Origin of the sequence: Rhodococcus sp. NPDC127593 (assembly GCF_042671975.1) — a bacterium.
Taxonomy (GTDB): Bacteria; Actinomycetota; Actinomycetes; order Mycobacteriales; family Mycobacteriaceae; genus Rhodococcus_F.
In genome coordinates, this window is the sequence record NZ_JBHXWI010000039.1 from 98,259 (window position 1) to 110,280 (window position 12,022).

Genomic DNA, 12,022 nt, shown 5'->3' on the forward strand with positions numbered 1-12,022 from the left:
GTTCGTTTCCGGCGGGGTACCGGGCCACCGCGCGATGGCGCGGCAACACCATCAACGGTAGCGGTGTGGTCGGCGGTCTGCTTGTGCCCACCTGACGAGGGTGCAGGTTGCCGTAGGAATTTCCGGGATGCCCATACTGCGGTCATCTCGGTTATTCGTTGGACAGCAGCGGCCCCAGCGGTCCGAGGTCGATGTTGAGGTCCTCGGGGGTCAACCCGAAATGATCCGCAGTTCTGCCGTGCGGTCCTCGAGGAGCATCAGTGTCGTCCCGATCCGCTCGACTTGCTCGTCGCTGAGATCTCCGGACGAGGGTGAGGACCAGGGTGACCAGGCCGCGTTTCGACCGATTCGGGTCGGCGTCGATGCGTTGCGGCAGAACACGGCGGTCCTCACCGGCCAGCTCGGCCGGGTCGCGCCGACTGCCCAGATCAGTCATCGGGTGTGTCCGTCGGATCCGGGGCCGGCTCCAGGGCGCTGACCGAGGCGATGAGGGTGCGCAGCGAGATCCGCACCATGTCCACGTCGGCTAGCGACAGCGTGATCTCGCCGGTGATGACGACGCCGCCGCCGAGCACCCGGTCGAGCAGGTCGACGAGGGCGATGCGGCGAGTGTCGTCCGCGGGGACCGCGGGGACCATGTCGCTCACGGGGTCGCCTGATCGATCCCCGCGAAGGAGTACGGGGGCCACAGTCCGGTCATCTCCAGTGTCACACCCTGATGTTCGGTGTCGTTGCCCTCCCGGAGGTGATCCCGTACAGCTACACCCCGGTCGTTATTCGTCATCGTCATCGTTGTCGCGTCGCCGCCTGCCCTCCACCTCGATCGGCGTACCCGCCTCCACCTGGGGACGCACCGACCGGTCGGACTCGAGTGCGGCAATCCGCTTCTTGAGCTTTCGATTCTCGAGCTCGAGGTCGCTGCTCTTGCCGGTCAGCCAGGGATCGTTCTCCCACCAGTTGATCCCCACCTCCCTCGCCGTCTCCAGCGAGGCGATCACCAGGCGCACCTTGATCGTCAGCAGCTCGATGTCGACGAGGTTGACCTGGATGTCCCCGGCAATCACCAGCCCCTTGTCGAGCACCCGCTCGAGGATTTCCCCGAGATTCGTCGACTGATGCCCACCGCCCATTCCGCCACCCAAGCTCTGCGGAAGGTTGCTCGTACCGCCGCCGGCGATGGTCATGACCGCCCGCCCGCGCCGTCACCGGCGCCGCGGCTGTAGCGGCGGGTTCTGCGGTAGGACAACAGCTCTCCGTCCAGATCCAACACCACCTCGTACAACGCGAGCATGTCCGTCGACGACGGGTGCGCCGATCCTCGACTACCTCCACCTCCACCGCCCAGCCGTCGTCGGTCGGCATGACCGATGTCGCACCCTGCGGCTTCTTGCCGGTCAACTGCGCAATGTCACGCGTTGCGATCTCGGCGATCTCCGGTGCCGGCAACGGAGGTGGCTGCTCCTTCGCCATACCCGGTCACTCCTGCTCCGGACCGGGGACCAGTGCCAGCGTGGCGAGAAACGACGGCAGACCCATTGCCTCAGCCCTCCGGCTTCTGCGTCACCACGAAGTCGTAAGCGGCGAGCGGTCCGAGCAGGCGCATGTCGACCCGGCCGTCCCACTGCTCGGCCAGTTCTCCCACTGCCTTCTCGAGTTCTTCCTGCCGGGCGACCTCGACGAGGGCGGCTACTTGCGCGGCCTCCTCCTCATGCGTGGGTTCCCGGACGTTGACCGAATCGGACAGCGAGTCGAGTGCCTCGACCACCTTCCGGGTGTCTTCGTCCCGCTTGGCCTCGATGGCGTTACTCACGATCTCGCCAAGGGCCATCCGGGCGTCGCGGGTGGTCTCCTCGGGCTGATCGCGGATAGTGGCGAGCAGCTTGCCCGCCCGTTCATTCTCTTCGATGATTTCTTTGAGGATCGCCTGCTCGACGTATCGCCCCTTCACGACGTACTGTGCTCGACCTTCGAGTTCCTCCAACGCAGCGGCGAACTCGTCGGCGTGTGCTGCGAGCAACTCCTCCTCGACGGCTTCTTCATCGGTCATGACCGCCCCGAAACGAAGCGGGAGCACCGGTGCCACCCGCGACGTGCCGTCCAGCACGTGCGCGTGGGTTCGAAGGTCCTCGGGCTTGCCGAGCGGCCTGTCCACCGAGATCTCGCTCACGAGCGCTGCGATGTCGCCGTGCTTGACGATGCTGACCGGTCCGTCACACACGCCGACCGCGTCCTCTTCGGCTTGCACGTCCGCAGGCACGATGCCGTACACATAGACACCGCTGGTGCGCGGCTCGTCGGCTGAGTCGGTGCTCTTCTTCGACGTAGACATCACTTGTCACCTCGTGTGGACTTGCGCGAAACACGTTCGCGCTCAGGTTCTTCCTGCCCGCCGCCGAGGATGTCGCCGAGTTTCTCACCCGCGGACTCGAGCGCGCCCTTGGTCTTCGATTTGGCACCGCCCTCGGTGACGTCACCCACCAGATCCGTCAGGCCCTTCGGCTCGCCACTGCCGATCTCGAGCCGGTTCACGGCCTCCGCGAACCGCAGGTAGGTGTCGACACTGGCGACGACGACGCGCGCGTCGATCGTCAGCAGTTCGATGCCGACCAGCGAGACACGCACGTAGGCGTCGATGACCAGGCCCTTGTCGAGGATGGTGTCGATGACGTCGGCGAGGCTGCTCGAGCTGGGCCCGCCGGTGGTCATCGGCGGGCTCCTCGCTTCGAGCCGGCGGACTTTGTGGCCGCGGTCTTGCGCGGACGGCCACGGCGTGCCGGTGCCGTGTCTTCACTCGCGGCCGCGGTCTTGCGTGGACGGCCACGGCGTGCCGGCGGCTTGTCCTCACTCGCGGCCGCGGTCTTGCGCGGACGGCCACGGCGTGCCGGCGGCTTGTCCTCACTCGCGGCCGCGGTCTTGCGTGGACGGCCACGGCGTGCCGGCGGCGGCGATGCCTCCTCTTCAGCCTCCTCCTCGGGCTCCTCAGCCTCCTCCTCGGGCTCGTCCTCGTCTGTTTCGGCGGGCTCCTCGTCCTTGTCCGTTTCCTCCGGCTCCTCGTACTCGTCCTCGTCTGTTTCGGCGGGCTCCTCGTCCTCGTCCGTTTCCTCCGGCTCCTCGGGCTCGTCCTCGTCTGTTTCGGCGGGCTCCTCGTCCTCGTCCGTTTCCTCCGGCTCCTCGTACTCGTCCTCGTCTGTCTCGGCGGGCTCCTCGGCCTCCTCCTCGTCGCCCTCGTCCTGCTGCGCTTCGTCCTGCTCGTCTTCCGGTTCCGCTTCGTCGGGCTCGACTACCTTGCCGTCCCGGATTTCTCCGCGCCAGCCCTCCAACTCGTCAGGATGCAGGATTGTCTGCGTCATGACGTGGCGTCCAAAGTGCTTCAACTCCAGCCGAGCTCGTCGTCCCTGTGCGCGCCAGAGGTTTCCCGTCTTCTCGAACAACCCCTTCGAGTGATACTCGAGGATCAGAACGATGCGGGTGAGATTGGGGGTCACCTCGTGAAACGTCACCGCACCGTCGATGAAACCTTTGGCGCCCTTCGAGCGCCACACGATCCGCTCATCGGGAACCTGCTCGAGGATCGTCGCTTCCCAGGTTCGGTGCGACAAGAAGATCTGCGCCTTCCACTCGAGCTTCTCGTCCGATTCCTGCTCGACCCGTTCGACCTTCTTCATGAACGACGGAAAGTCGGCGAATTGGGTCCATTGGTTGTAGGCCAGCTCAACCGGGACCCCGACATCGATCGTTTCGACGATGTTGGTGAGCTTCAGTTTCTTGCCTTTTCCGCCACCGCCACCGCCACCGGTGACCGCCTCCTTGACGTCGGACGCCTTGTCCTTGACCGTCTGCTTGGCGCCCTCCCACCAGCCGCCACCGCTGTCGGACTTGTCGGACTTGCGCGGCGACTCATCGTCATCCGATTTCTCGGAACCGGTGAGCGCGGCGAGCAGCCCCCCTTCGCCGCCGCCCTCGGCGTACTCGGTGAGCCGCCCGGAGGCGTTCGACACCTTGTCCGAGACCGACGACAGTGCCTTATCGGCGACCGTCCCGATCAGCTGCTGGACCGCGTCCTGCAGCACACTCGACGCACCGTGCCCGTCGCCCGGTACGGCCTCTTGTAGTTTCTTTGCGGCGTTCGTCATCGCCATCACCTCCGTGCCCGTCGGACGGGCGCAGAGTCCGTCGTGGCCTTGGCCCGTGTCCTGCGTGTGCGGACAGGAGTCTCTTCGTTATCGTTATCGTTATCGTTGTCTTTGTCGGACTTCGCGGTCCGCGACCTGCTGGTGGGCCGGGTGCTGCCGGTGCTCGAGACCCGGCGGCGCGGCGTGGGGCGTTTACGTGGGGCCGGCTCCTCATCGGCCTCGTCGTCGTCCGGCTCCTCGGACGCGTCTTCCTCGTCGGCGGACTGGCCTTCGGGATCTTCGTCTTCGTTGTCATCGTCCGTGGACCGGCCGGGTCGCTTGCGACCGAGCCGGCTGAGTTTGCTTACCGAGTTGCCGACACCGCCCACGGTGTCGCCCACCTCGCCGGCGACTTCTTCACCGCCTGACTGGAGTCGGTTGTTGAGCGAATTGATCCGCTGGCTGGCAGCGGTGACCGCTGCTGCCTTCGCTGCGTTGACCAATTCTCCCCGGACCGTGTCGCCGATTTTCGCGAACTCCGGGGAGCTCGCCAGCATTTTTGTGCCGCGTTGTAATAAGTCGCGCGGTCCGCCGGGGAATTTTCCGGTTGCGCCCGCGGCCGCGAGCATCAGTGCCATCTTCATTCTGTGTGTACGGCCGAGCATGTATCCCGCGCCGACGGCCACAGCCATTTGACCTTTGGTTTTCATCGTCGAACCCCTTTTGCCGAGTAGTCACACGCACCTCTCGCCAACCTCGGCGATGTGTCGCAGGACCGTTGTCGGAGATGGGTCGCAAGACCGTGCGTGGTAGGGGTGCGCATTGTCGACTACCCCAACCCGGCGACGCTCAATCACCAGCACAAACACCATTTCGGCCGACCTCACGGACGCCCTTTCCTCCGTCTGGTCGGGCAAAAAGTCCGGCCGTCGATGATCCGGCGTTTCCCGCGCACGACCGTGAAGAGCCGAGACGGCCTCGCGCGGAGGAACCTCTCGGAGATGTTGCCGTGCAGGATATTACGCGCAATGTCGCGATGAATTCTTTTCTTGTGGAGCGTCGTGCGCCGACCGCTCACGCAAATCGGCCCTGCCCGCCCGTCGATCAGATCAGCCTGCGGCGGCCCGCACCGCCGCGACGATCGCCATGACAAGAAGGGCCAGCAACAGGACCACGAGCAGTACCGGTCCGAGGAGGAGCCCGAGGACCAGGAGGAGAATCAGGGCAACCTTGGCCTGGCCGCTCAACCCGGACACCAGACCTTTGATCGCGGCCCACACCGGATTCTTACCCGTCAGGGCGGCCCGAACACCCTCGAGTCCGGCTGTCATGCCCACCCCGCCGTGCGCGACCTCGCCGACGAGGGGATCCATCCACTCCTCGATTTTCTGCTTAACCTTTTCCGTCACCGCGGCGCCGCGGTCGCGCACCATCTCCTGGAGTCGGTGAAGGTGGGTTTTCAACCATTCGATGGCGGCCTCGACCGACCGCGACACCCGGCCCCGGGCGGTGTCGGCAGGCCCGCCGCGGTCGGTGTCGTTCGCTGACGAGTCCGGTCGGGGGGTGCGATTCGGTGCGGTGGACCGCGGGTGCGCGGCCGTGCGGGATTCCTCATCTCGGGGATGTGTGCGTGCCGCCGGCTTCGCGGTGGTAGCACGCCCGGAGGACGCGGCGCTGTCGGTGCGCCGACTTGCGCCCGAGGATGATTCGGCGGTGGCGTCCGTTCGCCTCGGCCGCGGCGTCGGCTCCGCCCGCCGCGAGGTGGCTCCGGTCGATGTCGCGGCCGGCCGCCTGCGCGGCAGCCGCCCCGCCTCGGTTGTGGCGATCGCCGCGAACCTTTTCGCCGATGTCCGGGCCGCCGGCTTGGTGGTGGCGGTCACAGCCGGGCTGTCACCGCCGGTGGTCTTGCTATTGCTGACCGTGCCGCCACGGTGCGATGTGACCGGTGTCCGGCCGTCCGTTCTCGCTCGTGCACCCATACACCGCAAGTACCCCCGGGTCGATCTCGGAAACCGGATTCAGCGCCTGAACTGCACGGCGGCCTCGCCGTCGCTATTCGACCACCTGTATACCGGCGGTGCCCGGTTCCACGGGCTCCCGCAGTGGGGTGCCTCCCTCGCCCACACGCTGTTCGGCTTCTCAGCTCAGGGAGGGTTCCCGAACCCGACAGGTGTGTGTCCCCGTGCGGAAGTCCTACGGAACAGGCTCCTCTAGGAGCGTCAGCCGAAATCCGTTGTGGGAGCGCCATCCCACAGCAGTTCGGTGACGTCGTGGAAGCAGACGAGCGTGACCGGGTCGTCGTGACGCTCGAGCACCGACTCGCTGACGAAGGCGCGAACGGTGGAACCGTCTCGGTGCGTCAACGCGACGAGTTTCCCGGCGCTCTCCCGTAGCTCGGCCACGGCCGACGGGCCCGGGGACGCCGTCTGCATCAGATCACCGATCAAGAGGCTATCGACCTGGTTCGGCGGATAGTCGAGCATCCGCTCGAACGCCCGGTTCGCGTACACGACGACACCGTCGTGTTGCACCGCGAGGACGGGCACCGGCAACCGCTCGAGCAGCACGAGAGCGGGTAGCCGCCCGAGGTAACCCAGCGCGGTGTCCGGGTCCGGGCGTCGTCTCTCGTCCATCCCTCGATCATCGACCTCCGTGGTGTGCCTGACAACGACCGACGTACCGCCACCGACGCCGGGCCACCGCAAGGCCGGCCTGCGTTTTCGAAGGGGGTCGACCATCCATCCGGTGGGCGGAGCGATTCATTTCGCGCACATCAGGAGGGTCGGCAGCGCTGGCCCTTCGTAGCGACCCTTCGCGTCTCAGGACGCCAAGATTCGAACATCGGGCTTGCCGGTGATCGCCGCACTGATTCTCGCCGACCGGCGGGGTGCACAGCGCAATCGCCGTTTCCGAAAGAGCCGTTCGGGTATTCCGTTCCGAAGGATGAGGAGGTCTGAACAAGATGCCTGTGTGGGGATGGATCCTGATCGCGGTCATCGTCGTGATCGCCGTGGTGGCGGTCGTCGTTGCACGCTCGGTGAGCAGTCGTCAGCGGACGGAACGGCTGAGGGGACGGTTTGGTCCCGAGTACGAGCGAACTGTGGGAGAGGTCGGCAACCTAGACGCCGCGGAGGACGAGCTCGCCGCGCGCGAACGAAAGCGGGAGAAGCTCGATATCGTCCCGTTGACGCCCGAGGCGCGTGCGAAGTACGCCGACTCGTGGCGGACGGTGCAGATCGAGTTCGTCGACAATCCGTCGAGCGCGGTGGGCGCTGCGGACCGGCTCGTGATCCAGGTCATGCGCGAGCGCGGCTACCCGATCGACGACTTCGATCAGCGGGCGGCCGACATTTCGGTCGACCATCCGAAGGTCGTCGAAAACTACCGAACTGCGCACGGCATCTACCTCGCGCAGGAGCAGGGCGACGTCGGTACCGAGGACCAGCGCGAGGCTTTTGTGCACTACCGGGCGCTCTTCGAGAAATTGCTCGAGACGGATGAGAACAAAGACAAGCCAAAGGAGGCGCGCGCATGACCACCCAGGATCAGCAACCCGAGGGCATCGGCTCGACCCGGGGGGTCGAATCGTCGACCGAGACCGCCGGCTCGGGCGAGACCGTGTCCTCGACCGGGACAACCGGCTCGTCGACTGCGGGGACCGGCCCGTCGGCTGAGGGAACCGGCTCGTCGACTGCGGGGACCGTCCCGTCGGCTGAGGGAACCGGCTCGTCGACTGCGGGGACCGTCCCGTCGGCTGAGGCAACTGGCTCGTCGACGGGGACTGCCCCGCCGGTTGAGGGGACCCACTCATCGACCGAGGCAACCGAATCATCTTCCCGGCAATCACTTTTCGCTGACGACGAGCTGTCGGTCCTCCGCTCGCGTTGGGACGAGGTTCAGGCGGGCTTCGTCGATGATCCCAGAGAGTGCGTTCAGAAAGCCGATGGTCTCGTGTCGGACGTCGTCGACCGGCTCACGACCGGCTTCTCGGAGGCGCGTTCGCGGCTCGAGGAGCAGTGGGCTCGGGGCGAAGAGGGCTCTACGGAGGATCTTCGTCTCGCACTCAAGCGCTACCGCGAATTCTTCCAGCGGCTGCTCGCGCTCTGAGGAGCACAGAGCCGGAACAACGAGCTGCGGAGTTACCTCGCGACCACTGCACCTGCCGCGGTCTGTTCAACTGCGTTTGCTTGGGCTGGTCGTGTCCGCCGGCGTGCGGGGGCGGGGACGCCGAAGGACCCCGGCCGCCTCGTCCGAAGAAACCGCCGATAAGGAGATTATGTCAACTATAGCGTTGAAGTGATTGCGCGCCAGTGTGTTTGAATCACCACCAATGTACCGACGACGCCGGACTCAGAGCACGATCCCCGGCAAGTACGACCTGATACACAGTGGAGGCTGACCATGCAGACATTTCGGACAGCATTCTCAGGTTCGGGTCGTAGGGTCACGCAGATCATCGGGGCCGGCTCTTTCCGGGCTCGCTCGACCCATCTCGTTCGACAGAGAGAATGCACTATCAGTTATCCACACCGCGCGGGAACATCCCCGAGAGCCCATAATCTGCGCCACGCAGCTGCTGGTACGGCCTGGGTACTTTCGTTCGCCTACTTGTTGGCGGAGGTGTTCACCGCGGCGGCGTGGAGCACGCCTTACAGTTTCGCGCAGGACTCGATCAGCTCCCTGGGCGTGACGACCTGCGAGGCCGGATCCTGCTCACCGATGCATGACGTCATGAATTCGACGTTTGTCGCGCTCGGGGTGCTCACCCTCCTCGGTGCACTGTTTCTTCATCGGCACATACGAAGTGGCCGGGAGAAGAAGTGGATACTCTCGCTTGCCGTGATCATCGCGGTCAGCACCGCCGCCACCGGACTGTTTCCGGCGAATCATGGAACGATCATCCACTGGTCGGCCGTGTTGCCGGGCTTCGTGGCGCGCCACGCGGTGCTCGTGCTCATCGCCTGGCATCTGTGGCACGAGAAGCGGCTGGTCGCCCTGTGGTCCGCACTGTGCGCACTCGTGGGCCTGGTCGGCGCCGGCCTCATGCTGGGACGGGCGCTGCATTTCGGCCTGGGGGAGCGCCTCGCTCTCTACCCGTTACCGATGTGGATGGCCGTGACCGGGATGGCGGTACTGATGGCGCTGGCACGCCGCACGGTGTTCCGCAATGTCGAGTTCTCGCTGCGCGCATTCCACCCGGGGGTATGGCCGCGGGTCTGGACGGCCCCGACCACAGACGCACCCTCGGCGATCACGCAGGTCGCTGGCTTGACAGCATCAGCGGTGCCACGCCGAAGGTCACCTCGCCCACACCATTCATCATCGGCGGTGTCGACCTCGGGTCAACCCCAGGACGTGTCATCTTTTCAGGTCGGAGCGTTCACTCAGGCCGCGGTTCTTGCCGTCCATCCACCCGATCACATCGAACACGCGTAGTGCCGAAATCTCCTCCGGGACGTCGGCCTCCCGGAGGAATAGCAACCGGTGATGCAACGCTGCGTCGTCGGCCAGTAGCGCCTCCGGACCGGGTTCAAGTGCGCGCGCTCGGTGGGCGACCGGCGCCTGCAACGCCCTGCGCCTGCACCTCGCACGGACCCCGCAACGCCTCGAAACAACAGGCCGCCCCACAGGCCCGGGCGGACGCCGCGCGTCTGGCCCGGTAACCCACCCGCCGGAGCGGGTTGCGAACGCGAGTTTCCCGCCGCTGCATGCCTTTCCCGCCGCCGCATGCCTGGCCGGACCGGTGATCAGCAAAATCGAGGCGCGGTCGGCGGGATCGGGCGGCCGGCTGACGTGGGTAGTCGTCACCGACCTCGCGTGTCACCTGTCGGTACCTGACCCGGATCAGTGCCCCCATAGGTGCGACGCACCGGACCGTCGTACACGGCCGGGTTCCAGGTCGAGACGGCCCAGATGACGACGACGTCGAGTGCGATGATCACCAGCGACCACACCGGGTAATACGGCAGCCACAGGAAGTTCGCCAGAATCGAGACCGCGGCAACGATGATCGCCGACACCCGGGCCCATCCGGCGCCGGTGAACAGGGCCAGGCCCACGATCGCGACGAGCGCGCCCAGCACGATGTGGATCCAGCCCCAGGTGGTGAGGTCGAACTTGTAGACATATTCCACCCCGACCACGAACACTTCGTTCTTGGCGACGGCGGCGATGCCCTGGCAGAACTGGATGATGCCGACGGTGACCATGATGATCGCGGCCGCCATCGAGGTGCCGCCCGCGAAGCCTTGTTTTGCCGAGGGATACTCCGACACGGCTGTCCCCTTCTCGCGCAGATCCGAATCGTTCGGTACCACGATTGTCCGCCGCATCCGGCAGTCGTCGCCGGATAACCTTAAATTCCGGCGAGATGCCGCTGGCGACGGGCAACGTTCCTGGTGATCGCCAAAACTCAACACCTACGCACATCGACCCTGGTGCCCGCCGGGTCGAGTCACCCGGTCCCTCGTTTTCCACGCGCGGCGCGGGGTACCCGCACAGCAGACGCTTCGATGTTCCGGAGCACCAGAGCGGTTTAGCTGCACCAGTTCAAAATCACTAGCTGGTGCAGCCGTCACGGGCCTGCCGCCGGGGACGGCGAACCTGTTGCCTTTGGCGTCACCGACGACGCAGACGACGTGCTGAAAAACGCCACACCGATCGCCGACAGCGAGACCCTCGAGCGGCACCGGTACGCGACGCCGGGACGTTGAGAGACCGCTCGTTGACTCACTGGTCAATGAGCCGGTTCACGAGTGCGGCCAGGTGAACCTGACCGCACAGACAAGGACAGCCCCGGATCGTCAACTCATCTCCGCGCTGTCGAAGCGCTGGTTGATGGCCCGAAGGAGCGCCGCGATGCAGAAGAGGGCCGCACCCCTTGCGGGTGCGACCCTCTTCGTGTGGTCTTTAACTAGACAGTGCGCACATCGGTGGCCTGAGGGCCCTTCTGGCCCTGGCCAACCTCGAACTCCACACGCTGGTTCTCGTCGAGCGACTTGTAGCCGCTGCCCGAGATCTCAGAGAAGTGAACGAACACATCCGGTGTTCCGTCGTCGGGAGCGATGAAACCAAAGCCCTTTTCGCCGTTGAACCACTTCACGATGCCCTGCGCCATACAAACTCCCTACAAACTCGATCCGGGTTTCACATCGAAGTCCCGATCTCGATGCCTCTATCCTCCCACGCCGTGGGAATCACCCTCCCTGCGGAGTACGAATACGGCGGGGTCCGGCGCTCGGGATCGGGGTTATTCGGGCGCCGCGGCGGGTTCGCTGTCCCGCTGCTGGGTGTGTCGAAGTTCGGCGTTGATGCGTCGGGCTTCGGTGAGTTGGTCCTCGAGGATGATGATGCGGCACGCGGAGTCGAGGGGGGTGCCGCCCGCGACGAGTTCGTGGGTGCGGGCAGCGATGCGCAGTTGGTAGCGGGAGTAGCGGCGATGTCCGCCCTCGGATCGCTGCGGGGTGAGGAGTTTCGCGGCGTCGAGACTGCGCAGGAAAGCTTGCCGCACACCGAGAATGTCGGCGGCCTGGCCCATGCTGTACGCCGGGTAGTCTTCGTCGTCGAATTTGCCGGACAGAGCATTGATCGCGCTGTCGGGTGTTTCTGCCTGAATGGGGTGTCCTCTTTCGGTTACTGGACTGGCCCCCGAGGCGTGAAAGACGGCAAGGAACGGGAAGGGGCGGGCCCCCGGCGCAACGGGCGGTGGCTGCGCCGGGGACCGGATGTTGAACTCACTTACACAACTGCACTCTTGCCTTACATAACTGCACTCTTGCGAGCTTCCGGACTCGTGGTGACGTCCGGCAGCCGCCTATTAGCCACCTATCCCTCCCGGGGACGCCTCGCAGGCGCGAAAATGGGGTCGGGTCGCCTGCCGACGCCGACTTTCCCTTGAGCCTGAGCTCGTT

16 protein-coding genes and 3 pseudogenes are annotated in these 12,022 nt (G+C 65.7%); 4 read left to right on the forward strand and 15 right to left on the reverse strand.

From position 1 onward, the window contains the following. Positions 1-151: 151 nt before the first annotated feature. The 10 genes and pseudogenes from ACFVJ3_RS31825 to ACFVJ3_RS31870 form a co-directional block, all read right to left on the reverse strand. A pseudogene (locus tag ACFVJ3_RS31825) lies at positions 152-436 on the reverse strand (gas vesicle protein K). Further along, on the reverse strand, positions 429-638 hold the full coding sequence (locus ACFVJ3_RS31830) for a gas vesicle protein (protein WP_378455875.1): 210 nt from the start codon (positions 636-638) through the stop codon (positions 429-431). Before ACFVJ3_RS31830 ends, ACFVJ3_RS31825 begins: the two are co-directional and overlap by 8 nt. A 5-nt stretch (positions 639-643) precedes the next feature. Next, the gene (locus tag ACFVJ3_RS31835; protein ID WP_378455859.1) at positions 644-784 is read right to left on the reverse strand and encodes a hypothetical protein; all 141 of its coding nucleotides are present in this window, start codon (positions 782-784) and stop codon (positions 644-646) included. Continuing rightward, the gene (locus ACFVJ3_RS31840) at positions 774-1,184 is read right to left on the reverse strand and encodes a gas vesicle protein (protein ID WP_378455860.1); all 411 of its coding nucleotides are present in this window, start codon (positions 1,182-1,184) and stop codon (positions 774-776) included. The genes ACFVJ3_RS31835 and ACFVJ3_RS31840 overlap by 11 nt, the downstream gene beginning before the upstream one ends. After that, positions 1,181-1,470: pseudogene (gene gvpO / locus ACFVJ3_RS31845) on the reverse strand (gas vesicle protein GvpO). Before gvpO ends, ACFVJ3_RS31840 begins: the two are co-directional and overlap by 4 nt. A 70-nt stretch (positions 1,471-1,540) precedes the next feature. After that, the gene (locus tag ACFVJ3_RS31850; protein WP_378455861.1) at positions 1,541-2,329 is read right to left on the reverse strand and encodes a GvpL/GvpF family gas vesicle protein; all 789 of its coding nucleotides are present in this window, start codon (positions 2,327-2,329) and stop codon (positions 1,541-1,543) included. Beyond that, on the reverse strand, positions 2,329-2,706 hold the full coding sequence (gene gvpJ / locus ACFVJ3_RS31855; RefSeq protein WP_378455862.1) for a gas vesicle protein GvpJ: 378 nt from the start codon (positions 2,704-2,706) through the stop codon (positions 2,329-2,331). Before gvpJ ends, ACFVJ3_RS31850 begins: the two co-directional genes overlap by 1 nt. After that, on the reverse strand, positions 2,703-4,133 hold the full coding sequence (locus ACFVJ3_RS31860) for an SRPBCC family protein (RefSeq protein WP_378455863.1): 1,431 nt from the start codon (positions 4,131-4,133) through the stop codon (positions 2,703-2,705). Before ACFVJ3_RS31860 ends, gvpJ begins: the two co-directional genes overlap by 4 nt. A gap of 5 nt (positions 4,134-4,138) precedes the next feature. Further along, a complete protein-coding gene (locus ACFVJ3_RS31865; protein WP_378455864.1) occupies positions 4,139-4,822 on the reverse strand; it encodes a hypothetical protein in 684 nt (227 codons plus the stop codon). Between the two features lie 399 nt (positions 4,823-5,221). After that, entirely contained in the window at positions 5,222-5,545 is a 324-nt protein-coding gene (locus ACFVJ3_RS31870; protein ID WP_378455865.1) for a hypothetical protein, read from the reverse strand. 37 nt (positions 5,546-5,582) lie between these two features. On the opposite strand from ACFVJ3_RS31870, the gene ACFVJ3_RS31875 reads away from it, so the two are divergent. Next, a complete protein-coding gene (locus ACFVJ3_RS31875) occupies positions 5,583-6,326 on the forward strand; it encodes a hypothetical protein (RefSeq protein ID WP_378455866.1) in 744 nt (247 codons plus the stop codon). 5 nt (positions 6,327-6,331) lie between these two features. Here ACFVJ3_RS31875 and ACFVJ3_RS31880 read toward each other — a convergent pair whose 3' ends face one another. Then, the gene (locus ACFVJ3_RS31880) at positions 6,332-6,745 is read right to left on the reverse strand and encodes a PAS domain-containing protein (RefSeq protein WP_378455867.1); all 414 of its coding nucleotides are present in this window, start codon (positions 6,743-6,745) and stop codon (positions 6,332-6,334) included. A 329-nt stretch (positions 6,746-7,074) separates the two neighbouring features. Between ACFVJ3_RS31880 and ACFVJ3_RS31885 the strand changes: the two genes are divergently transcribed. The 3 genes and pseudogenes from ACFVJ3_RS31885 to ACFVJ3_RS31895 form a co-directional block, all read left to right on the forward strand. Then, positions 7,075-7,647: a hypothetical protein gene (locus ACFVJ3_RS31885; RefSeq protein ID WP_378455868.1), complete on the forward strand. Its 573-nt coding sequence runs from the start codon at positions 7,075-7,077 to the stop codon at positions 7,645-7,647. Continuing rightward, positions 7,644-8,219, forward strand: coding sequence for a hypothetical protein (locus ACFVJ3_RS31890; protein WP_378455869.1), 576 nt, complete (start codon positions 7,644-7,646; stop codon positions 8,217-8,219). Before ACFVJ3_RS31885 ends, ACFVJ3_RS31890 begins: the two co-directional genes overlap by 4 nt. A gap of 501 nt (positions 8,220-8,720) precedes the next feature. Then, a pseudogene (locus ACFVJ3_RS31895) lies at positions 8,721-9,341 on the forward strand (DUF998 domain-containing protein); the annotation flags it as partial. 129 nt (positions 9,342-9,470) lie between these two features. On the opposite strand, the gene ACFVJ3_RS31900 reads toward ACFVJ3_RS31895, so the two are convergent. The 4 genes from ACFVJ3_RS31900 to ACFVJ3_RS31915 all read right to left on the reverse strand — a co-directional run bounded on the left by ACFVJ3_RS31900 (position 9,471) and on the right by ACFVJ3_RS31915 (position 11,649). Next, a complete protein-coding gene (locus tag ACFVJ3_RS31900; RefSeq protein WP_378455870.1) occupies positions 9,471-9,920 on the reverse strand; it encodes a DUF6308 family protein in 450 nt (149 codons plus the stop codon). After that, positions 9,917-10,387, reverse strand: coding sequence for a hypothetical protein (locus tag ACFVJ3_RS31905; protein ID WP_378455871.1), 471 nt, complete (start codon positions 10,385-10,387; stop codon positions 9,917-9,919). The genes ACFVJ3_RS31900 and ACFVJ3_RS31905 overlap by 4 nt, the downstream gene beginning before the upstream one ends. Before the next feature lie 638 nt (positions 10,388-11,025). Beyond that, positions 11,026-11,229, reverse strand: coding sequence for a cold-shock protein (locus tag ACFVJ3_RS31910; RefSeq protein WP_317823628.1), 204 nt, complete (start codon positions 11,227-11,229; stop codon positions 11,026-11,028). A gap of 132 nt (positions 11,230-11,361) precedes the next feature. After that, positions 11,362-11,649 (reverse strand): MerR family transcriptional regulator, encoded by a 288-nt coding sequence (locus ACFVJ3_RS31915; protein WP_378455872.1) that lies wholly within the window; start codon positions 11,647-11,649, stop codon positions 11,362-11,364. Between the last annotated feature and the right edge of the window lie 373 nt (positions 11,650-12,022).